The organism is Coprococcus sp. HPP0074 (assembly GCF_964238105.1).
In the GTDB taxonomy this organism is placed as follows: domain Bacteria; phylum Bacillota; class Clostridia; order Lachnospirales; family Lachnospiraceae; genus Faecalimonas; species Faecalimonas umbilicata.
Genome location: NZ_CAXSKS010000002.1, coordinates 116,406 through 139,307 on the forward strand (window position 1 = coordinate 116,406; position 22,902 = coordinate 139,307).

At 38.0% G+C, this 22,902-nt stretch carries 18 protein-coding genes and 2 pseudogenes; 2 read left to right on the forward strand and 18 right to left on the reverse strand.

From position 1 onward, the window contains the following. Positions 1-69: 69 nt before the first annotated feature. From ACESPO_RS03165 to ACESPO_RS03240, 16 genes and pseudogenes are all read right to left on the reverse strand, one after another. Positions 70-483: an EamA family transporter gene (locus ACESPO_RS03165; protein WP_120093091.1), complete on the reverse strand. Its 414-nt coding sequence runs from the start codon at positions 481-483 to the stop codon at positions 70-72. A 244-nt stretch (positions 484-727) separates the two neighbouring features. Next, on the reverse strand, positions 728-1,402 hold the full coding sequence (locus ACESPO_RS03170) for a hypothetical protein (RefSeq protein WP_336304801.1): 675 nt from the start codon (positions 1,400-1,402) through the stop codon (positions 728-730). Further along, positions 1,403-2,827 (reverse strand): FtsX-like permease family protein, encoded by a 1,425-nt coding sequence (locus ACESPO_RS03175; RefSeq protein WP_499788451.1) that lies wholly within the window; start codon positions 2,825-2,827, stop codon positions 1,403-1,405. After that, positions 2,814-3,077 (reverse strand): annotated as a pseudogene (locus tag ACESPO_RS03180) (ABC transporter ATP-binding protein); the annotation flags it as partial. The gene ACESPO_RS03175 and the pseudogene ACESPO_RS03180, both read right to left, overlap by 14 nt. 140 nt (positions 3,078-3,217) lie before the next feature. Next, positions 3,218-5,506, reverse strand: a complete 2,289-nt coding sequence (locus ACESPO_RS03185) for an AAA family ATPase (protein WP_270188187.1) — start codon at positions 5,504-5,506, stop codon at positions 3,218-3,220. Between the two features lie 4 nt (positions 5,507-5,510). Next, the gene (locus tag ACESPO_RS03190; protein ID WP_117468201.1) at positions 5,511-6,230 is read right to left on the reverse strand and encodes an ABC-three component system middle component 1; all 720 of its coding nucleotides are present in this window, start codon (positions 6,228-6,230) and stop codon (positions 5,511-5,513) included. Further along, positions 6,223-7,500, reverse strand: coding sequence for an ABC-three component system protein (locus tag ACESPO_RS03195; protein WP_118188779.1), 1,278 nt, complete (start codon positions 7,498-7,500; stop codon positions 6,223-6,225). The genes ACESPO_RS03190 and ACESPO_RS03195 overlap by 8 nt, the downstream gene beginning before the upstream one ends. Positions 7,501-7,677: 177 nt before the next feature. Then, complete coding sequence (locus tag ACESPO_RS03200) at positions 7,678-9,432, reverse strand: hypothetical protein (RefSeq protein ID WP_118188778.1); 1,755 nt, start codon at positions 9,430-9,432, stop codon at positions 7,678-7,680. A 158-nt stretch (positions 9,433-9,590) separates the two neighbouring features. Further along, positions 9,591-9,974 carry a DUF6262 family protein gene (locus tag ACESPO_RS03205; RefSeq protein ID WP_118188777.1) on the reverse strand — a complete coding sequence of 128 codons (384 nt, stop codon included), beginning with the start codon at positions 9,972-9,974 and terminating at the stop codon, positions 9,591-9,593. Then, entirely contained in the window at positions 9,961-11,457 is a 1,497-nt protein-coding gene (locus ACESPO_RS03210) for a tyrosine-type recombinase/integrase (protein ID WP_118188776.1), read from the reverse strand. The genes ACESPO_RS03205 and ACESPO_RS03210 overlap by 14 nt, the downstream gene beginning before the upstream one ends. Then, a complete protein-coding gene (locus ACESPO_RS03215; protein ID WP_118188775.1) occupies positions 11,450-13,195 on the reverse strand; it encodes a tyrosine-type recombinase/integrase in 1,746 nt (581 codons plus the stop codon). The genes ACESPO_RS03210 and ACESPO_RS03215 overlap by 8 nt, the downstream gene beginning before the upstream one ends. Positions 13,196-13,207: 12 nt before the next feature. Then, positions 13,208-14,323: pseudogene (locus tag ACESPO_RS03220) on the reverse strand (tyrosine-type recombinase/integrase). Positions 14,324-14,501: 178 nt separating this feature from the next. After that, positions 14,502-16,475 carry an ATP-dependent DNA helicase gene (locus ACESPO_RS03225; RefSeq protein ID WP_499788452.1) on the reverse strand — a complete coding sequence of 658 codons (1,974 nt, stop codon included), beginning with the start codon at positions 16,473-16,475 and terminating at the stop codon, positions 14,502-14,504. 578 nt (positions 16,476-17,053) lie between these two features. Further along, positions 17,054-17,485 (reverse strand): sigma factor-like helix-turn-helix DNA-binding protein, encoded by a 432-nt coding sequence (locus ACESPO_RS03230; RefSeq protein ID WP_024852315.1) that lies wholly within the window; start codon positions 17,483-17,485, stop codon positions 17,054-17,056. A gap of 389 nt (positions 17,486-17,874) precedes the next feature. Then, the gene (locus tag ACESPO_RS03235; protein WP_242953403.1) at positions 17,875-18,579 is read right to left on the reverse strand and encodes a response regulator transcription factor; all 705 of its coding nucleotides are present in this window, start codon (positions 18,577-18,579) and stop codon (positions 17,875-17,877) included. Between the two features lie 445 nt (positions 18,580-19,024). Next, entirely contained in the window at positions 19,025-19,246 is a 222-nt protein-coding gene (locus ACESPO_RS03240) for a DNA-directed RNA polymerase subunit alpha C-terminal domain-containing protein (protein WP_044988093.1), read from the reverse strand. Between the two features lie 554 nt (positions 19,247-19,800). Here ACESPO_RS03240 and ACESPO_RS03245 point away from each other — a divergent pair. Together ACESPO_RS03245 and ACESPO_RS03250 are read left to right on the forward strand one after the other, a co-directional pair. Continuing rightward, a complete protein-coding gene (locus ACESPO_RS03245; protein ID WP_004614566.1) occupies positions 19,801-20,310 on the forward strand; it encodes a helix-turn-helix domain-containing protein in 510 nt (169 codons plus the stop codon). Further along, entirely contained in the window at positions 20,280-20,969 is a 690-nt protein-coding gene (locus tag ACESPO_RS03250) for an IS630 family transposase (RefSeq protein ID WP_117787421.1), read from the forward strand. The genes ACESPO_RS03245 and ACESPO_RS03250 overlap by 31 nt, the downstream gene beginning before the upstream one ends. A 189-nt stretch (positions 20,970-21,158) precedes the next feature. Here the strand turns inward: ACESPO_RS03250 and bsh are convergent, their stop codons facing one another. Beyond that, entirely contained in the window at positions 21,159-22,136 is a 978-nt protein-coding gene (bsh, locus tag ACESPO_RS03255; RefSeq protein WP_004614568.1) for a choloylglycine hydrolase, read from the reverse strand. Positions 22,137-22,692: 556 nt separating this feature from the next. Further along, positions 22,693-22,881 carry a hypothetical protein gene (locus ACESPO_RS03260; protein WP_118038717.1) on the reverse strand — a complete coding sequence of 63 codons (189 nt, stop codon included), beginning with the start codon at positions 22,879-22,881 and terminating at the stop codon, positions 22,693-22,695. Between the last annotated feature and the right edge of the window lie 21 nt (positions 22,882-22,902).

Consider the following 22,902-nt stretch of genomic DNA (forward strand, 5'->3'; position numbering starts at 1 on the left):
AGGAAATCTATCATCTCACCCATATTCCAACTGCTATAAGTAATATACCTAATATTCTTTCATATTTAATTACAAAACCATCACTAATGTTCCAGCGCCAATTAAAATACACCCTATCAAAGATTTTATTGTAAATTTTTCGTGTAAGAAAATAAAAGCAAGTGCCAAGGTAATGACCACACTTAACTTATCAATTGGAACAACTTTTGAAGCTTCCCCCATCTGTAATGCTCTATAATAGCATAACCAGGAAGCTCCGGTGGCCAATCCGGACAGAATCAAAAATACCCAGCTTTTTCGACTGATTTCTGATAATCCACTTTGTGTATGAGTCAAAAATACCATTCCCCATGCCATCATTACCACTACAACAGTTCTTATAGCCGTGGCAAGATTAGAATTTACTCCATCAATACCAATCTTAGCCAGTATCGAGGTCAGTGATGCAAATATTGCTGATAGTAGTGCAAATATAAACCACATAAATTTCATCTCCGTTTCACGCTTACAGATTTGCGGCTTCTTTATCAAAAATTATACCATACACAAAATAAACCGTCACTCTTTTTTGTACCTTTTTCATATATTGTAGTAACAGATCTTGACAGTGTCTTATCCTTCTCCTGACAAGAAAAACCCGGTCAGGGATCTGCCACTACATACCGCAGATACATCCTTGACCGGATTTTTTTCTTCCTTATTGTAATTGTATACAGTTTTAAGAGCTTTACAATTTTAATATTTCCCTTAGCTTTTTCAGTGACATCCGGTAAACAATCAGCTGGTAAATGCAGATCATAACCGCAAATCCTACTGTACATCCAAATGACATCCACTCCGTACTCTGGATTCTTTTATCATTTCCGATATAGATGATCATCAGAAATGAGAGGATCAGAAACAGTCCGATTGCCGTCGGAAGCACAAAGATTTTCCGGAGCTGGTTCTTGATACAGCGCATGATATAAGTATTTTTCGCACCAAGTTTTCTCAAATCGTCAAACATTTTCTGATTCTGCACACCGATCGTAACGCTTCGTGTATAAGCGATGATGCCGATTGCTGCCAGGCAGATGCAGGAGACATAGAGAAATGTCAAGATCATAATTCCACTCTCGTGAAGATAAGTTTTCATCTGGATCGGTTGAATCTCCGGATTGAATTTCCAGTCATGGTATAAATACGGATTTTCTGGATCCATCGGCTCTGTCATCCGATAGTGATAAGGTTCTCCGGCAGCTTCTGCCCGATCCTCTTCAGCTTCGTTATATGCATTCAGCACTGCCATATCTTTGCCTGCACGTCTGACATACTCTTTCCGAAGTTCGATTGCAAAATCATACACATTTTCACTCTCTTCCACATCAAAGAAGATCTGTTTCATCTGGCGCTGTTCTGTCATCTATGCCGTGATCGTCTGGAAGTCGCTGTCATTTAAAATATAGCGGTGTACATTTGCACGGTAAAACATGCGGTCTTCCACTGTCTTGGCAAATTTCAGGTGCAGCTGTGCTCCGGTTTCCTGATTTGTCACAAGATCCATATCGGTATATTTCTCCCAGAAGTTTTCTGTCTGCTCCGGCAGGATAATCTGTGCAAATGTTCCTGGCTCTACCTCCACTTTTGTCCCGGTATACTGCTCATAGACAGATGCACTGATAAATTCTCCATAGGCATATGTCTCATAATAATCTTCGATCGGCTTCCCATCATCTGTCCAGTCTCTCTCGACCCCGGATGTCTGAAGTTCTGCAAGAAGAACTTCCTGATAATCTGTGATCGTCACTCCATATTCGTCTGCCATCACCTCGATGTCTTCCTTCTGGATCTCCTGCTCTGTCTGTCGGTAAATCAGATTAAAATCTACCGGCGTATCTGCCATTGTGCGAAACATCTCAAGCTTGTCTGGGATATAGGAGCCTGCGTAGAGTGCTGCACCGGTCAGAAAAGCAAGGATACACATATTCCGGACGGTCTGTCTTCCCTGAAATTTCATCATACTGTTGGAAATCAGGTTATGATAATATTTCTGCGGATGCTTCCCCCGCTTGTGATAGACGATAAAAAACACAAACAGCATATAGATTCCGACTGCCGCTACGAGATAGACTGCATTCCAGATAGCCGGCATCTGAAATTTCAATAAATTGGCGGTAAGCTGTGACCCCGCATATCCAAGAAGCAAGCCCACCACAAGAAGGATCCCGCCTACGATTCCATAGCCTTTCTTTACAAGCTGAAGCGGTTCACTTTTCTTCTCTTCATTTAAAATATCCATCAGATTTGTCCGTCTCATATAGCGCGCCGCCATAAAAAATAAGATGATCACTGTCATCGCCGCAAAGAAAAGACTGATACCAAGTCCCGCAGCCGAAAACATCCTCCGCTCCAGAATATCCTTCAGAAACGTGTGAAGCAGGACCCATATAATTCCAACTGACGCTGCAGCTCCAAGCACGATCCCGAATACGATTCCTTTGCCCAAAGATAGGAAAAGCTCTTTGTACAATTCTTTTTTCAGTCGTTTCTTCGTCATCCCAAGTGCAAGAAACACTCCGGTCTCACGGCTTTTTGTACGGAAAAATAATCCTGCCGCATAAATATTAAAGATCAGACATCCAAGAACTGCCAGTGCGAAGATCATCATGATCATCTTCAGCGAATCTCCGCCCTCTAGAAATCCTGCCTGCACCACCGGGCTGTACAGTACACAGACAAAGGATGTCACAAGAAAAATCGAAAAAAAGGTACAGAATAGTAACTGCTTATAATTTTTCTTGTTATATCTGCGAAGTTTCAGGAAAATACTGCTGCTACTCATCTTCATCGCCATCACCACCATTAATGATTTTTAATTCTGTCAGAAGTTCATCTAAAAATGTTCTCCGATCCCCGGTTCGGATCAACTCTTTATAGATTTTTCCATCTTTCATGGCAATGACACGGTCACAATAGCTTGCCGAAAAGCTGTCATGCGTGACCATGAATATAGTTGCATCCAGATTTCTCTGCGCTGCAAGAAATGCTTCAATGACTGCCTCACTAGATCTGCTGTCCAGGTTTCCGGTCGGCTCATCCGTAAACTGTACCCCTATCCCCTTATGCCTTGAAAATAGAGGCTTTAACTGTATGCACACTTGTGTACTGTGTGTTATTTTCCATAAGAAGAGCTAGTAGCAAAGTCTCAGCCCTCCACTACTAGCTTTTCTCTCTTTTTCTATTCTTCTGTTACTGTTTTCATATAAAGTGCTTGCATGTTCTGTTCCCGAACACTCATTCCTGCATGTTTAAATTTATATCGTAGCAATGCTGCTTTTGCCTCCTCATGCGTAGACAATACAATTTGCCCTATTCCCTGCTGTGTCAACAAATCCGCAAGCGAAATTGCACTAATATCATCAATTGTTTGAAGTGGATCATCTATCAGTAAAATGTCTAACCCTTTCGTATCACCATACACATTTTTTATTGAAAGTAAAAGCGCAATCGAAAGACCATTCAATTGTCCTGTACTTAAAATATTATAAACATCACTTCCACTCTTAGAAGCTGCTTCAAATACTAACTGATTGGTTTTAATGACTGCTCTAATTCCCAACCCTAACGGATAATTTTGTATAATCCTTCCACTATACACCATTAAAGGAATTTTAATTGCATTAAGAAGCTGTGTTTGATATTCTTTATTCGCATCTTCATATTTACCAACCAATACTTTTATTGCATCTGTCATATCCTTTGTTTTATTCTTGTATTCCTCATAATCTCTTTTTAGTTTTCTTAGTCGGGCCTCTTCCGTAGAAAGCTGCTGAGAAAGATTGTCATTAAATAACTTTGCAACATATTGTTCCTTGCTTTGTAACTCTCCCACTGTGTGATACGGTTTTTCATTATGATAATAGGTATTGTGAATGGATTTATACAATTCAACCTGCTTTTCTTGAAAAATAATTTTATTTGGAACTTCCTTTTCTTGAAGTTCTTTCAATAAGTTTTCATATTGTTGAGAAAATTCTTCAATATCAAATTTTTCTATTCCCTGAGATTTAAACTCTGATATTTTTACCTTATCCAACAACTGCTGTAATTTCTCCACCGCTAGATTCTTACATCCTGATAAAGTATCATCCATTTTTATTAGTACTTTATTTTCCTCAAGAAACACTTTCAACACAGGAATAATTTCTTTTTGAAATAAATTTGTTATTTGTGTCTCAATATCTTCTATTATTTTTATCCCATCTGTATGAATATTTTTTATAAATTGTTCTGTTTCTATAATAGCTGAATCTATATCCGTAAAATCCGTTCCACACAATGGGCATTTGTTTTTATCAAACTTTCCAGACTCCGCAGCATTATAAAATTCTTTAATAAGTCCCCTTCGTGCCTTTGTCATCTGTGCCAGAACCTTATCAGCATCATCCAATTGACTTTGTTCTTTTTTCTGGTTCAATAATAATGTTTTTATTTGTGCTATAATTTCTGCTTTTATTTTAATCTTATTGAACAATGTTTCATCTACTGACCAGACATTATTGCTATAATTCGTCACTAATTCTTTGCTCTTATTTAACTCTTTTATGAGACTTTCTTTTTTATTAAGTAATTCAATCTCCTGTCGATAAAACAATGCCATATATAATCGTTTCGGTGATGCTTTCAATTCCCTTATGATAGCATTATCTTTATATCGAAGGTATTCTTCATAGTTTTCTATAAACCCTTCAATTTGTTTAAGCTGCTGAATAACAGTCTCATATGTAACTCCCTGGTCTAATTTTATGACATCAAATTCATATTCAACTTCGTCAAATAATCGTATATTTTCCCCTGGCAGTTCTGCATTCATAACAATGTGATCTGTCTGACGTTTTATCTCATTTACTCTTTGACTTACTACACCTATTTGTTTTTCTTTATCCCCAATTTCTTTTTCTACTCTTCCAAGAATATGTTCTTGAACCGATTTCAGCATTTGAATTTTATCAGTTATCTCGGTGTCATCTAAAAGAGAAGATACAGAATCTTTTCTATTTTTATACTTATTTTGTAAGAAGTCCAAAGATTCACTTTGAGAAATATATGTCCCTATATCAAACATATTGGAACTCAAATGAAATTTATCATACAATTCTTCTTGACTAATTTCTTGACTATTAAGTGTGATAATACTCTGAAATTCATTTTTACATAAAAGTTTTCTTTCTACATGTATTTCATCTGAAAAATCAGATGATAAAATTGCCGAAATAACTATATCCTTATTTACATCATTTGCCAGTGTTCCTAATGTTTCCGTCTTCCTATTTTGTAAACTAGGGTTAAAATGCTTTATTTTCCCAGTCACCAAAACTTCAATAGCATCAAATAATGTAGTTTTACCATATCCATTTTGACCATCTAAAATCACAATATTACTATTCATAAAATCAAATTTTAAAGGTTTATTATTTGTAATATACTTAAAATTTCTAATACATAAACTCTTAAATGTGTACCCCATCCAATTACTCCTCCAATAATTTTTGATATATCATATCGGACAATACTTCTACGTCAAAAGATGCTTCTTCTATTGATCTTATAAACATATCATTTAGCATTTCAACATTCTGTTTTTGTTTCCGTATTCCATCTATCTTTTGTTTTACCATTTCATCAAAGTCATTCATGACTGCCTTTGGAAAGATTGGATTAAAAAATGGAACTTTACTTAATAAACGCGTCAAAAATTGTACTTGCTCCGATTCATCGTTCAAGAACTGTACAGCTTCTAATACTGTATCAAGCATCGGTTTCCCATTAGTTTTCAATGACCTACACCATTTTTCGAAACATTGCAGTTCTTTTTCTGTATAATAGAACACATATTTTTTATAAAAGAATTCATTTTCTTCAATTTTTATAATATCTGGATACATTCTTTCCTCTATACACTCCACTTTCCAGAACAATATCATGTAAGAATCGCTTGGTGTCGGTTTTTCTATGACTGTGTATGCATCACTATTTAATGCTACATCTTCAATCTCTGCTAAATTATCCTGATTTTCATCATTTATCTCAAGTTCCGAAAAATAGTAATACTTGCTTTCTTCTCCAGATGCATCCATAAACAGTTGCACTTTTTCATTATACAAATCAATCTTTGTATCTTCATCTTTTTGCATCGGTACAATATTTCCATCATTTAATAAACGGATTATATCCAATATAGTATTAATCATGATTACCTCCATTTTGTTCAAATTTTTCCTTCAATTCCTGAGCAGAAATCAATTCTATATCTCTATAATATTCGCCTACTTTATTTGGAGAGCTATTTTTCCATCCAGATGTAATTTGTGCTTGGGATAAAGTTCCTGAATAGCTTCCCGGAATAACCGTAATACTATTTCCTGCCAATATATCAATAATGTCTGTATTATTAATAATATTTTGGAAAATACTCTGTAACGCCCGTTCTTTCCTGGCACCACGTGTAAGATCTAAAAACGTAGGTATGACCTGTTTTCTTGGCGCTTGTGAATACTTTGATTGTAAATATATTCCACAATTATCTCCCGTAACTTTTTCTGGAGTATCGCTTCTATACAGTAATTCATAAATTTCACTTTGAATTTTATCAACTGAAAGATTTTCTACTAAGTTCAATTCGTTATCCCACTCATCTACTTTACCCGGATTGAGTAATTTACAAAACTGACCATAATCAACAATTTCAGTCATTTTTTCATATCCACATTTAGCAGCACATATTCTATTACAATTTTCTAAAGAAGTATCACATTCATCTTGACATAAATTATTTAAAGCCTTTTCAATATTCTGCATAACATATTCGTAAATTTTCTCTTTCAAAAAATATTCTTTTCGCACATCTTCTTTATCGATAGCAGACTCCATAATTCCTACGATATCAGAAAATTTTATTATATATTTTCTTTTTTTAGAGTCCTGCTTGTGCATCCTTGCGATGCTATCATCTAAAAATAAACATAGTTCCCCATATACAATCTCTTCTGCCTTATCAGAATAGCCTTTACTTTTCAAATATGCTAAGATTTCCATATCTATTTCATTTCTCACATCACATACACCAACTACTTTTGATGCCCTTTTATATAATTCAACACTTACATTGTATGTATTAGATGCATCATCCCAATCTTTTATCTCCTTTGCAACTGTAAGATAACATTTTGCTGTTGGATTATTTGATTCAGCCCGATGTTTCAACAATTTGTCCATTGCTTTGCTATAACTGTTCCATTTATCTTTAGACAAATATGCCTTAACCTGATGAAATGATTTATATTCTGAATCGCAAATAATACAAAAATCTTCTGTTTTTTCTAATTCAACAGAATAGGCGTCTATATCTTTGTTTTTATCTTTGGCTATTTGATTTATTAACTCTAGGACATACAATAGCATCATTTTTCCTTGATAATTAAATCCACTCCATGTTGGTATTGCATCATTACCTCTACCCACGACCATTACTCCTTATAATTTTTATACTCTCATTATACGACAAATAAATAATAAGTCGAGTTAATCATACAAAAATTGGCAAAATAGTTTTGGTATAGAGGCTACATATTTCTGTACTGCTTATTTCCCAATAAAAATGGAAGATCCTTTTTAGAATCTTCCGCACTAATTTCTGTATTATTCATTTTTTTCTACATTTGGTAATAAAGAAGCTATCGGCCAACTATAAAATTCTTCTTTTTCTGTTGCAGATAATTGCTGCATATGTATATCAAATTCATCAAACTGTTTCAGCAAAATACATGCACAGCACCTCGCAAATATATTCTCAGAATATTTAATCTGTGCCAATGTTTTCCTTTCTTCAAGCTCTAGCTCCCTTTTACGGGCAATGATTTGAAGTCTATTTATTGTAAGAATGGTTGAATCCATCGAATATTTCTCTAAGATATTTATTAATTTTTCAGCCAATAACAATAAATTTTTATCTCTTTCCTTATCATAAGATTTTAGAAAATCCAATATTAGTCCCAAAAGTTGATCCGTTTCTTCTTCACCGGTGTTGTACATTTCTTCCAACAGATCATTTTCATCAAATATCATCTGAGATATATCCTCATCTCGTAACGCAAACCATCTGCTGATTTTCTGTGTTTTTCCATCTGGTATATCGGCAAAGATAGCAATCCGTTTACCATCCTTCAAATAATTACGAATTATATATCCATCTTCTTGAATCTTTTCATATTCTAACAGCAATTTCCTACGTCCAATTATTTGTTTGTAAAGACCACAATTTTCATCTGCTTGGAATGGTAACGATAAAACTTTCATTTCCACTAATCCCTTTTTCAGAAAAAATATGGTAGGTTCTGCATCTAAAATTTCTTTCGTTTTAAATAAACTTCTTTTAATATTTAGTTCTGTAAGTGTTTCTCCTAATTGAACAATCCGTTTGTGATATGCAAGAAATCCTTCTGTAAAAGCTGTTTGTATTTCCCCTAAGAAATTTTTTCCCAGACTTATATTTTCGATCATTACTTCCTCTGCATCAGAAACAGCTATTATAATTTTTGATGCTTGAAAAACTGTTTCAAAATTATAGTTAGTTGCCTCAATACAACGAATGGTTGTTTTTTGGCTTTTTTCTGTTAATACAAATTCGATGATCTCACTAATCCTTGTAGTCGTTTGATTTAATTCATAAATATGTCGGACAGGATATCTTTGTTCTATTTTATCATCGATTTTTATTAACCACTCACTCTCGGTCGCAGTAACTAAATCTGTCAATAAAACTGGTATCTCCATCCCATCCTTCTTGGTATACACATACTTAAAAGGACTTTTCGCAATTGCGATTGCAGGATTCATATATGGAGTTGGCAATGTTGATATAGTAAAATTAGATATATTATCATAATCGGGAATTGATTTTCCCACTCCTACCATTGCCTGTTTAGGTCTATTTTCTTTAAAAAGAACACACAGTTCTTCTAATTCTCGGACAGTTTTTACATGGTTTAAATGTACCGTAATGCTCCCCTGTTCTTCTTTTCCTTTCATTATATGGACAATATCTACCGGAAGTAAGATTTTTGCATACATTTTGTCATTATATTCCGTTTTTGAAATTGCATCAACGAAAAATATTACTCCGCCATTCTTTAAATAATTTTTCAAATCATTTATATCCACTGGATAACTTATGCTATCCGAATCCGGAAGAATATTATACTCTTTTCCCTTTACTTGAATAGGAATAAGAAATTCATTTCCTGTCGAAGCCGGCTTTTTAGTTTTGTAATATATGATATTTCCATCCCATGAAACTGTTTTGTCATTCATATGAATATCTGACTCATCCAAATATTCAGATCTAGCACACATTCTTTGTAGTGTTGTTATAGAAAATGTTTCTTGACTACTCATTTATCTGAATCTCCATGTAGTTGTTCATTTCTGAAAGTTGATTGTTTTCTATTACATTATACTATATAGCACACTACGTTTCTAGATATTTTATCCCCACAACCACCAGCAGGCGCGTTCTTCACGCCCCTGCCAGTCGCTGATTGTTTTCTTCTTCATTAAAAATTCTTGATCAGATTCAAGTCTCTTTTATTCAATGCTTTCCGCATTGCTTCATTTTCTTTCCGTAATGTCTCGTTCTCTCTTTTCAGTTTCACTACCTGTTGCTCCAGCTGCAGGATACGGTTGTCCATTGCCATATCTAAAATCTTTCTTCTCTTATCTACCATGCCAGCCTGTAGCTGCAAGGCACGATCTACTGCCTTTCGCACTTCCGGGTTCTTATAAAAGAATCCTCTGGAGAGCCCGGTCTTTTGCATCAGTTTGGGAACAGTCACTTTATCCTCTTCTTCGATCATTTCTTGGATCGTCAGTTTTGCCCTCTGAATCTTCTCCACGCTCTGCTTATGGTTTACTTCCAGCATCTTGTCATATTTGCTCATACTCTTTCCCCCATCCTGCCAGATTCGCCCGGATCATCCGGCTCATCTCTGCTCTGATTTCTCTTGTTTCATCCGCAATGATCTGAAGACTCATCTTCCGGTAAAATTTCACATTCTTTACAGATGTATGCCCCAGTAGTTTTGCGATGGTCCAGTCATCCAGATGCAGTTCTGTTAAGCGGATACCATATACATGGCGGAACATATGCGTTCCGAATCCGAACAGTTCTCCATGGTCGTCCCGCAAGTCTTTTTTCTGGATCAGATCCATCACCTTGTTTTGAACGGTATTGTACTGCATCGGTCTCTTGCTATTTTTCTCATCCACAAAAATGTAAGCCATATCTCCATACCTTTTCTTGCTATACTCTATTGCTTTTTCAATCAGCAATTCCAGTTCTGCACTGATAGGCTTCACAAAGGTAGTTGTTTTCATCTGCCGGATCTGGATCATAGGATGTCCGTCCTGTCGATACAGGCAGTCTGTCTGTAGGGTAAGGGTATCAGATATCCTTGTTCCTAACATCTGGTGGATGACCATAAGCCGCTCCATCTGCTCATCCAGCTCCGCAAGCGCTGCATTAAAACGAATCAGCTCACTATCTGAATAAGATTTCAGTTTCGGCTGCACCTGTCTGGGCAAGTCACTGGCTAGGAATAAAATTTCTAAGTGTGGATACCCATATAATTTTCCAATGGTTTCCAGCAGTCCTCGGAGTCTCGTCAAATCCATTCGGTAATTATTCACGCCCTCCGCTTCCGTTGCAAGGTACGTCAGATATTCTTCCAGCAACTCCCGATTCAGTTCTTCTGCCGAATGGATTTGGGGATATGTTTCTTTCAAATATCTGGATAGTCTCCGGATGGCTGTCAACTCTTTGATGATCGTTGCAATCGCTTCATGATGTAAATGCTCATAAACTGCCTTTTTTGTTTCTTCCCGTAAGTCATCCTGGATAATCGCTGTAAAATTCAAAGTCTGTACATTTTTAATCGGATTCTTTTTATAGGCAATGTCCAGATTCTCTAATTTCCAGATATCTTTCTCAATCTCATCCCGTTCCTCTTTGGCTTCTGTAAATTGATATGCCTTCCGCACATATGTGATGAGGCTCGATGGCACTGTCTTTTCTTTCCCATATACGTTGATTCCCTGCATGGTCAGTTTTTGTCCATGTTCCAGAAGCCAGCTTCGGATTTTGATCAGCCATTGTTCCCACTCCAGTTCCTGCAGGCTCTCTGCCCGGATGTGCTTATCCTTTACCATTCTGCAAAATCTCTGATAGAGCACTCGTTCCTGTATCATCGTTGCCAATGCACATTGTCGGCTTCGATTCTCAATAAAGGAACGGAATTCATTTTGAAGCCCCTTTGTTGGAAGCAGTCCGAAATCAAAGCAATGGGATTCCTTTACCTTCTTTTTCTGGTTTTCCTCTGCTCTTGCATAGCAGTCCAAATCGATTAGATATAATTTTTCATCCATGGAACTCTCCTTTCATCAGTTCCGTCGCAAAGCTGTGGGTTTCTTCCTGGAAATATGCTTCACTGGCTTTTTCCAGTTTCTTCGGCATATAGTCCACATACTGTCTGGTCATTTCCTCATATTCATGCCCCAAGTAATCTCGTACCGCTTGGATGGAAATACCATTATCATAATAAAGCGTAGCCAGGTTATGGCGGTAATCATGGGATCTGAAAATATATTCCCCATCTGCAATCTGATTTTTCTCACAGTATTTCAACATTTGATACCGTAATGTAGCATACTGGAATGCTCCACCTTTTTTGCTTTTAAACAGGTATTCTTCTGGTCCGATCTGATATTTCTTTTTGTACACCTGCACTAATTTATACAATGCTTCCGGAATGGGAATCCGCTTATACGTTTTCATTTTCACCTGATATACTTTCAGCCAGTAATCTCCATTCTTTTCTTCATAATCACCACCTGTCAGGGTACATACTTCGCTCCCCCGGATTCCTGTACACCATAAGTGCAGGAACATCAACCGCAGATGTTCCGGAAACTCTGTCAGCTTCGATAAAATTTCCGTATAGATTCTTTCCGGTACACTGCGGTCATTGTGGACATGCACTTCTTTCTGCAGATAATACGCATGCCGGAAGGGAATCTTCTTTAAATATCCTTTGACTACAAGGAAATTGTAAAACTGTAAAATCATAAAGATTCTTCCATTTGCTGTTTTTTCACGGGTATCCTGTCTCTGAACGGATTCCAGATATCTCTGAATCTTCTCTGCCTCCACTTCATAGATCGGCTTTTCTTCTCCATTGAAGTGTGCCAGGAATGTACGAAGTTCCAGCAGCTTGATTCGGATGGTACTGATAGATAAATCTGTGATTCCAAACAGATACCGCAGATATTTTTGCAAAATCTTTTGATTTTCCATGTTAGTCACCTCTTTAAAGGATACCGATTCCACAGGCTTACTTGGATTCATCCGTTCCCTGGAAAAATGGAAACGTTCCAAAAACCACACATTCGCTTGCCAATGAATTTCCGGCGCCTGTAAAAATAGGATTTTTCTGCTCATCTGCAGGATGCCAAACATAGTACTTCTCTTTTTCCCTCGAAACTCTTCCGAGAGTTCCTGTTCAAATCGCTGTTCTTTGTCCAATGTCATGGTCTCAATATCAGCCACTTGATGTTTCACACAGAATTGGTAGAACCTTTGCAGTGCCAGCAGTTTCTCTTTTCTATAACAGCCTTGGTAGGTATGGATCACCTCTTTCAGTACTGTAAAAATCTGCACCTTCAAATTTCTTGGACATTCCAGGGTAAAATTCCACAACAGTTCTTTTCCGTCTTTACTTGATAGAAAGGATTCCGCAATCTCAATCTCCGGATAATGGGTAAGGCACATCCACTGTTCCTGATACTCTGTAGTATAGTTTCTTCTCCCTGCCAGTGTCTGCAGTTCTTCTTTCATCCGATGAATCACGATTCCATCAAATCCCCGCAAGCAGGTAATCGGTGCAAGAACGGTTTCGTTCCTTTCCAGATATTCTTCGTAGCGGACCCTTAGGACTGCGTCCATCTCTGAAATATCAGTAATCCCTTCTTCTATCAGGAACTTCTTTATCCGGTTTCGTATGGTTCCATTTACCTCTGTACAGGCATCCACCTGCTCACAGATTTTTTGTTCCAGTGCTTCCCGCTTTTCCCGATCTTCATATACATATAATTGATAAGCGGGCATGTTCTTCACCTCCTACAGGAGTTTCTCCACATCATAAAGAGCAGAATGTTTTGCATAATATTGGTCACTGGCTTCCATAAGCTGGTCATCTACAAGGTTCAGATATTTGATGGTTGTGTCGATGTGCTTATGTCCATACGCTTCGCTGATCATTTCCAGCGGCCATCCGGCATCCCGCCTCATATTTCCGAAGTATCTCCGCAGCATATGGGGCGTCGTATGGATGCCTGTCTTTTTCTCCATCCGTTCCAGCATCCGGTAAACTGCGTCTACCTGCAGTGCCTTCCCTTTCGTCTCTCCTTCGATGTTTACAAACAGCATCGGCTGGTGCTGCAGAAATTCCCGGTACTTGGACAGATAAAACAGTAAAAACTGGAAGGTGGCATCACTGACTTTGGATCTTCGGTACGCCGCATTCTTCGCCCTTGCCTTGTTCTCATTGTCATCCCGGAAGAATACCCGGATGGTGTGTCTTTCATAATCAATATCTCTGGTATAATCTACCCCTAAGATCTCGCCGATCCGGTATCCGGTCTCTGCCAGAAGCATGATCAGAAGCTGATCCCTGCAGTTGGTACACTGCTTCAAAAGTTCCAAAATCTCCTGATGCTCTGCTGGACGGACGTTTCGTTCTTCCTCTTTCAGATAGCCATTGAATGACCGGAACCGCAGCTTCCGTTTTACGCCGATGGAATCATGAGTGGTAAAACTGTCATAATATAACACTTTTAATCTTTCCATATCTGTTTCCAGCTCTAAAAAACAGAAAAACCTGAACACGTCTTTTAAGTACGCATTGCAGGTTTTATTGCTTGGCAGTTTCTCTGTCTTTTCATGCAAATGATTTCCGGCTTTCAGCCAGTGGAGAAATCCCACATAATGTTCATACTGTTCCTGGAATTCCAGTTCCGCTACCTGAGACAGTTCCATCTCCTTTTCATCCAAATATTCCAGATAGAACCGGATGGATTTTGCCCGGCGGCTAACGGTATTCGGGGAACGGTTTGCTCAAATCAAATGCGTCAGATACTTGGACGGGAGCAGCACCATCTGCCAGCTCTGATGATCCCGGATCAAGAAATATTCCTGTTTTCCTTCCCAGATATGTTCCACTGCATATCGTGCCATTTTGCTCACCGTCCTTTCCTCTAACGCTATACACATTATACCCACTTCATGTTCAAATAGCTATTCAGCAATACCAACAATCCCTCCAAAACCGCTCCAAAAACTGTACTAAATTTTCCCTTTAAAAGTGCCTGGAAAATAAGCACAAGCAACAAGGCTGGAAAGCAGATTTTTCCTATTATAAATAATACTCTACACCTTTCCGGCTGCGGATGAAATCCTGCACCTCTCTCAACTCTTCTGCTATCCGGCAGGGCGGAAGCGCACACATCACATCTTCGTGATACTTGCCGCCTTTTCCTGCCCGGATATCTAAAATAGACACCACGCAGGTATCAGTTTCTGTCCGGATGGCTCTCCCAAATCCCTGGCGCAGTTTCTTCTGCATATCCGGCACAATGATGGACTGAATATAGGTTTCCAGGGAATCATAGGTTTCCTTCTCTGCCTCGCTGATCGGATCTGGTACTGCAAAAGGCAGTTTCACAATGATAAGGGAAGATACCATATCTCCCGGAAAGTCTACTCCTTCCCAACAAGAGCCTGCTGCAAACAGCACTCCATTCTCCATGGTCTTGAACCGCAAGATTTCCTCTTGAGAGTGCCTCCATACTTCCACCATGGGAAATGGCAGGCTGTCCCTTAAAATCTGGTACACACTTCCCATCAATGTATAAGAGGTAAACAGTACCAGCGTATGTCCGTAAGTGGAACAGATCAGGGAATGAATCTGGTTTGCCACCATTACTGCCTCTTCCCTGCTCCCTCTCCTGCAATGTTCCAGCGTCTTTGGCAGGTATAACAGACAATTCTTTTCGTAGGAAAAGGGAGACTCTGCCACATATTCCTGCACTCCTGCCCTTCCTTCCAGCCCGATGATCTGCCGGGTGCGCAAAAAGCCTGCGCCTGCCTTTAGCGTTCCGCTGGTTAAGATGGCGGATATCCCTTCTTCCCGATCCCATAACATCTTCTGAAGCAATTCTGGGATTTCCCGATTGGCTGCGCATAAAATGGGAAGTTGCTCTGTATCCAGACGCAGATAGCGGACATATTTTTCATCGCTGCTACAAAAACACTCCAGCACCTCTTTTGCATCTTCCAGCCGATTCCGTATCCACTTTGGAACACATTTTTCCAGCTTGTCCAAAAGAAATTCCAACATTTCTACTCCTTCCCACAGAGAAACCACACTATCTGTTGTATGACGGAATGTTTCCTGAATTCCTTTTCCAATCTTCTGTTCTGCACCAACCACATGCAATGCGTCACACATCACTGTCCGCAGGATTCTTGCTTCTTCTTTCTGATGCTCCCGTTCCAGATAATATGCCATTTCCCGGATATCATCCATACATAGATTTTTCCCAAACATCTGCTTTACCGCTTCTGGTAACTTATGTGCTTCGTCTACAATCAATGTCCGATAATCTGCCAGTAAAGGCTTGTATCCTTCTGCTCTGTGATACGCATCTGCCAGTAAATAGTTGTGATTGCAGATTTGAATGAACACATCCTGTTTCCTGGATTCTTCCAGATATCTCTGATAGCGGCACATCTGCCTGCCCGGACATTCTCTTGGACAGAATTTCGGCACACAGACCAGCCTTCTGTCAAACCCGCTCAGATTCTTTACGCTATCCATATCATACTGTTTTCGTAGAGACAGCAACGCTTCTTTTTGGGCAGCATTCTTCTGTTTATGGCGGATCGCTTCGATTCGTTGTTCCAGCCTGTTGTCGCAAACAAAGTGTTCTTTCCCTTTCCGCACCACTGCCCGAAGCGGGGACTGAATGATTCCTTGCTCCAGCAGCACCCTGGACAAAAATGGAATATATTCTGTTAATATGGCTTTCTGCAATGCGATACTGGAGGTGGATACTACCACCGGACGCTGTTCCAACGAATTTCCTCTCCCTGTCAGCATGGAATACTTCCGCAATAATACGCAGGCTACCAGATAAGCATAGGTCTTCCCAATCCCCACCCCTGCATCACACAAGGCAATCTGTTCTCCCAGCAGAGTATCCAGCATTTCGTGGCATAGGCGGATCTGCTCTTCCCGGACTGCCAAACCTTGCTCGGGAAACAGCACCCGGAAGATCTTCTCCACTTCCTGATGCGCTCTTTTTTGATATTCAACTTTATAAAACATAGTACTTCTTTCCGCATGGCGTTAATACCACAAGAATACGGCTGTGACATTTTCCCACAGCCGCATGTATCTGATATCAACGACACACTCTTTTTTGATTTCTTATCGTTTCTTCTTTTCTTTGACACCGTATTTGTCCTCGACTCCCCGGCTGCCACACCACATCTATGGCAGGGAACATTACAGGCGGATGCTTCGCTTGGCACCGCTCGCAGATTTCCTGAAAGTCTTGCTGATTACAACTTAGAGTCCATCCTCTTCTTTTTTGAGAAGAATTTCGTATCATTATCCCCCTCCGATGATCCTGGCGAAAGACCTGCAAAAGTCCATTCACAGCTATAAGGAGTCGCTCAGAATGAGAACAGGCACTGACAGTTTTCTCACGAACTGATCCGCCATAGTCTTTGTACAGACCTTTCCATAACAATCCTGCAGTGCTTGTTCCCATCCGTCCTGGCGCTTATGCTGTCACGCTTCTATCTTTTGGAACGTACCTGTAATGCTGGTATGTGGTTGTCAAGGAACGAGGGGCAATTACCCCTTTCATATATAGAGCCGATGAGATACCCCATTTTTCTTCACTTCTTCAAAACTTTTTTAATTTTTTTCTTCAATCGCTCAATCCGTGTATAAATGGTCTTTTCCGCTAGTCCCATCTGGCCTGCAATCTCACGAACAGAAAATCCCCACATCTTCAGAAGTAAAATCTGCAGTGTTTTCTTATCCGACTCCAAAAGAACCTGTAATAGCTGCTCATTCTCCACACTGTCAAGTAACTGTTGAATATTAAGCACCACTGAAGATGGTTCTTCCAATTCCCTGGTGTATAATTCTTCTTGACTAGAAGAAAAATGTTCCCAGAATCTCCGCTCCGCATTAAAATCCTGCCAGTCTAATTCACGAAGTCTTTGGATCACCTCTTCACTGACACCGGATTTTCGCAAAATCCGTTCCTCCTGCTCCTTCCACTGTTTCCATTTAGATTCTTCTTTTGCTTTATGAAATGTCACCTTTCTTTTCCTCCGATCTGAATTTATATGAAATCAAATCGGAGCGGCGGTGATCTTGCATTCTCACACGAGAAAGGTCGTGCTAACTGAAATTTTGTCCACAAAAAGAAAGATGCCGCAATCCTGTTTCGAATTGCGACACCACCAAACGCTGCATATGAAGTTAGTTTTTCCTCTTTTGTAACTCTTTCCGGCACATATACTGCTCCTTTATGTCATGCAACGAAGCCCATTCTTTACATAAAGAAGTAGTATACAAGACGAATCTGTCATCAGACTGTCAGTTTTCTGTCAAATAACTGTCAGTTTTCCTGTCATTTCTTTTCTATTACAGTTACAACCAAATCTCACCATATAAAAAGCAGGCTCCATTTTCAGAAACCCGCCTTCTATGATTCCTTATATACTTTTAAACAATATCCAACCTCTTTTACACTGCTGATTATATGCTCTGCATTTACATCTACTTTTTTCAATTTCTGTTTCAGTCGATGTACCATGCAGTAAATAATATTTGTAATATCCCCATGTGGGTACTCCTGCCATACCAGTTGATAGATCTGACTGTATGTATATACTCTTCCCGGCGTAGTTGCTAACAGATACAGAAAATCAAACTCCCTTTTTACAACAGGGATTCTTTTATGCTCCCATTCTACTGTTCTTTGAAGTGGAAGGATTTTCAGTTTTCCTACCATAACAGGGATTTCTTCTTTTCTTTCCGATTTCCATTCTGTATAGCGGCGAATCAATGCATACGACTGCAGACTGACTTCTTCCGCTGTATACGGTTGTGTCAATACCACATCTGCCCCCAAGTAAATGATTTTATTTCGCATTTCAGAATGATCCGGTAATAAAACAATCATAGGTGTTATCACCAGCTTTCGGATTGCTTCTACAAGTTGGCATACTATTTCCAGTTCTCGTTTTACTGCAATTAAAATCAAATGATAAGAGAAAACTGTCAGGTTGGAAAGGGCATCCTGGATACTTTTCATTTGATAAAACTCTGCTTGTTGTTCCAACAAAATCAAACTTTCCCATGTCATTTCTCCTTCATCAGCAATTATTATAATTCTGTTTTTCTTCACACCCCCATCTCTCTGTTTCTCATATTACAATTCCTCCACATGACTTTCTGTATAATGATAAAAATAGTTTTCATTTTTTAATAACGCCAGAAAAAATATTTGCTGCACTTCACATGAATTATTGCTTCATCCGGTATAAAATGAGTTTCATCAAAGACCTATCCTCATTTACTTACAAGTCCCGCAATTGATGTTCCATAAGCCAATAAACATTTCCATATCGAAAAAGTCTTTGATATATATACGAATAGTTAAATCTTTCCTTGTCTGCATTTGAATTTAACACCTATATATGTATTCTTCATATTCTCCCAGAACTATTTTTAAAGCGGTATTGTAATATCTACATTTTACATCATAAACCGATTTTCCCACGGACACAAAAAATCTTTTTCCTGCTCCAGAATTGAGTGACCTATAGTTTTTTTGCTTTATCATCCCATTTTTACAGTGCCTTTATCACAATTTCAGAAGAATGCACACCCATTTTTCGGATACAGCATAATTTTTCAACAGAATTATATTTTTGTTCTAAATTCTGGATAAAACAAAACTTTTGTCTTTTAAGACAATTATAAGTACTTGTTGGAAGCATCAAATACTCTATTGGTGCCCAATTCCCGTTTCCGATTAAAAACTTCAAATTATTCCAAAAAGATTTGTACAATTCGTAACACCGTGGATTTTTTTAAGTTTTTATATATCCCCTTGTAAAACTACTTTTTTCATTTTTTCCAAGTTATAAGCTGCTTAGAATATAATGGGCATTCTACCAAACTTAACGTTTTAACGTATGTACTGCAAAAAAGGTCTATATATTCTTCCAAGGTTATAATCGAATTTTCGTAGTATAAACTCATTGAACTCATTTCCACTTACTACACATTCGTTCCTAAATTTTAATTCTTCCACATGATTTTCTGCATAATGATAAAAAATAGTTTCCGTCTCTTTACAAGACCTAAAGAAATATTTATTGCCTTTTAAAAAGAAGTAATTAAAATCCTTTTTAACCATTAATCTGATAAATTTATACTTGTATCCGCAATAGATGCCATTTCTAAATCATGCGTTATGATAATACAAATTTTATCTGCAAAAATCAAATGAATCGACTCTTTCAGTAACCCACTAGTGTACTGTATTGTTGACATTTAACTAAATATTTATAGCTATTATAGCCGCTTCATGTTAAAATAAAAGAAAACAGCGGTGATTTATATGGCAAGACCAAGAAAATATGTCATTAAACTTACAGATGATGAATTGAAGACATTAAAATCTATAATTCGCAAAAGTAATACATCTAAAACTATTCGAAGCAGATGCCAGATTATTATTGATTTGGATGAGGCTCATGGGAAAGTATTAACCCATGAGCAATCCGCAAGATCAAATGGTGTTTGCCTGACAACTGTAACGAATACAGTGACCAAATATTTTTCCGGTGGCATTGAAGCGGTTACCGAGTTCAAAAGAAATATCAATTCCGACAATGCAAGGCGTATCCTTGATGGACGTGCAGAAGCACGTATTATTGAACTTGCCTGCGGTCCTGTTCCAGAAGGTCATTCCAGATGGACTTTGCGTCTGCTGGAAAAAGAAGCCAAAGTAGTGCTTGATACACCGGTTAGCAAAGATGCTATCCGTAGAGCCTTAAAAAAAACAAACTTCGACCTCACAAAAATGAATACTGGTGCATTCCCTCAAGAGAGGACGCAGAATTTATAGCTTGTATGGAGGATGTTCTCGATGTATACGAACTTCCATATAACCCACAACGCCCCGTTGTTTGTATGGACGAAAAACCATATCAGTTACTTGGCGAGGCAAGATCCCCACTTCCTATGCGCCCCGGCAATGACCAGAAAGTAGATTCTGAGTATGTCAGAAATGGTACATGCAGCATTTTTGCATTCGTAGAACCGCTTGGTGGAGCTCATCATGTAAGTGTTCGGGAACATCGGACTGCAATTGACTGGGCAGAAGAAATCAAATATCTTGCCGATGTCATGTATCCAGATGTAGAAAAAATAATTCTTGTAATGGATAATCTTAATACACATAAACCAGCATCATTGTACAAACGTTACCCTTGTAGTGCTATAATACCTGCTGATGAAGCCAGAAGAATCATGAAACGGTTGGAGATTCACTACACACCAAAACATGGCAGCTGGCTTGATATTGCAGAAATCGAACTTAACGTCATGACCAGACAATGTTTGAACAGAAGGATTGATAATATTTCAAATCTTCGTAAGGAATTATCAGCATGGGAAGTTGAACGAAATACCGTAGCCGCAAAGGTAAACTGGCAATTTCGAACGGAGGATGCAAGAATTAAATTGAATTCCTTGTATCCGACATTTACTACTGCATCTGAATAAGATGCAGTAGTAATGTTAAATATCAACGATACAGCACACTAGATTACTAGGACAGATTTAAATTTGGCACTAAAGTTTCTTCTTTGTCTGGACATAATTATGAATCCTCTCTTTCATACTGATTTTAGTATATCAGATTCATTAAAAAATTTCCGAAAAAGTGTCTTAATTTATGAGACCATTATAATACTATTTATTTTGATAATTGATTCGTTCTCCTTGAATTACCGGATAACAAATCAATTTGTTATTATCCAGATTTTCCACATGCATATCTACTGCACTGATCTGATGATTTTCATAAGTATTATAATAATAGATACCTTTTGCCACATTACAACAAGACGTATACAAAGTGATTTCACATTTTCCATCAGCCACCTCACAACATCCACGTTGCTGATCCACAGATCCAAGAATATGGAAGAACTGACTAACACTTTCTGCCTCTGATTCACCTGAAATTGCATTTACTTTTGTAAAAGCTACACGCACAAAACGAGAGGAAGATGAAAGATCTCCCGGAAGACCTAATCCACCCATACCTCTACTATATGCATCAAGAGCCAAATTTTCGCAAAAAGTGTTTTCTGGTTGCTTTGGGGATAAATACATATAATTGTTTAATTGAAACATCTGTTGTGGAAATGGCGGATTATTCGTAAGCACTCCTACCGGATTATCATAAATATGCAGACCATCTGACATAGATTCTACAGTAATTGATTCATTTTCATCAGAGATAATCCAATGCAATTGTGCTAATGGCAGTTGTTCACTGAAAGGAGTATTAACAATATTAATTCGATCAAGAAGCTCACGAACTTCTACTAAAGAAGCACACTGACTTAAAATCCACGAAATAAATTCAAACTGTGCAATATTTTCCACATTAGACTGAACCTCAGAATAAGCAGCATTTCCGACAAAATTCAATCCTGCCATTGCTACTCCTTTTTCATTCATCGCATCATAGTACAAAGGATAATCCTCTGCTACATGGGCCATTCCAATAATTGCATAATGATGTTCCATATCACCAACATGACGAAAGTGAAACGAATAATTACGTGGTGTAATTACTATCTGATCACCATAAGAGAATTCATAATCGAGTGTTCTTCCAAAATAAAAATCTTTTGTTTTATAAGTTGCTGCTGTACACATAAACGTTTATCCTCCTAAATAATTCGAAATATGTCAATAAGATTTTTGCTGAACAATAGTATAGCACACTTCTTTTGTTTTGTTTCAAATTCACACATAATCATCCATCATGAAATTTCATCAATCTTAATCATGATCTTAGTTATATAATCCTCTTCGTCAGAGATTACAAAATCATTTAATCCTGCTTCATAAGCATAACCATTAAGCTGTAAATTATTTTTCTGGCATAATCCAGCATTTTTTGATATAGAACCGGCAATCTATCCCAAGTACCTTTCTGGTATCTGCAGAGATATTTTCTTCCAGACTTTGTAAAACAATCTGAAGACATTTTTGCGTTCAGAGTAGTTGTATAGAGTCCTTCGTATCTGTAGAAATTCGTCTTATACACATTATCAAGAGAAATAAAACTTCCCATTCCCATCCGGATCTGTTCAATTCCCCATGTATCTTTTAAGTGATAAATGGCTTTTGATATATCATCTTCTGAAAAATTATATGGATAAAGTAATAGTTTTTCTGCTTTGCATACTTCAACCCTGATTTCCTGATCTTATAAAGTTTCACAAAGAACAATTTTCTCTTTCTTTTCTTGCATTACGGTTTTAATATTTTTTAACTTTTGAATTTGCCGATCAATTTCTTTTTCTTTGGCATCATCGATTGCTAAAAAACTTGCAGGTGATGGAGCTTTTCGATATGTTTCTATTTCAGTGATGTTCATATTTAATTCCTTTAACACACAAATATACTCTATAGTGGT

Excerpts from the sequence above, each read along its gene's own strand:
- ACESPO_RS03225 (WP_499788452.1), bottom strand. The coding sequence starts at position 16,475 with ATGTTTTATAAAGTTGAATATCAAAAAAGAGCGCATCAGGAAGTGGAG.
- ACESPO_RS03210 (WP_118188776.1), bottom strand. The coding sequence starts at position 11,457 with ATGGATGAAAAATTATATCTAATCGATTTGGACTGCTATGCAAGAGCA.
- ACESPO_RS03245 (WP_004614566.1), top strand. The coding sequence starts at position 19,801 with ATGGCAAGACCAAGAAAATATGTCATTAAACTTACAGATGATGAATTG.
- ACESPO_RS03205 (WP_118188777.1), bottom strand. The coding sequence starts at position 9,974 with ATGAGCAAATATGACAAGATGCTGGAAGTAAACCATAAGCAGAGCGTG.
- ACESPO_RS03190 (WP_117468201.1), bottom strand. The coding sequence starts at position 6,230 with ATGATTAATACTATATTGGATATAATCCGTTTATTAAATGATGGAAAT.
- ACESPO_RS03170 (WP_336304801.1), bottom strand. The coding sequence starts at position 1,402 with ATGACAGAACAGCGCCAGATGAAACAGATCTTCTTTGATGTGGAAGAG.
- bsh (WP_004614568.1), bottom strand. The coding sequence starts at position 22,136 with ATGTGTACAGCAGCAACTTATAAAACAAAAGATTTTTATTTTGGAAGA.
- ACESPO_RS03200 (WP_118188778.1), bottom strand. The coding sequence starts at position 9,432 with ATGAGTAGTCAAGAAACATTTTCTATAACAACACTACAAAGAATGTGT.
- ACESPO_RS03185 (WP_270188187.1), bottom strand. The coding sequence starts at position 5,506 with ATGGGGTACACATTTAAGAGTTTATGTATTAGAAATTTTAAGTATATT.
- ACESPO_RS03165 (WP_120093091.1), bottom strand. The coding sequence starts at position 483 with ATGTGGTTTATATTTGCACTACTATCAGCAATATTTGCATCACTGACC.
- ACESPO_RS03175 (WP_499788451.1), bottom strand. The coding sequence starts at position 2,827 with ATGAAGATGAGTAGCAGCAGTATTTTCCTGAAACTTCGCAGATATAAC.
- ACESPO_RS03215 (WP_118188775.1), bottom strand. The coding sequence starts at position 13,195 with ATGCCCGCTTATCAATTATATGTATATGAAGATCGGGAAAAGCGGGAA.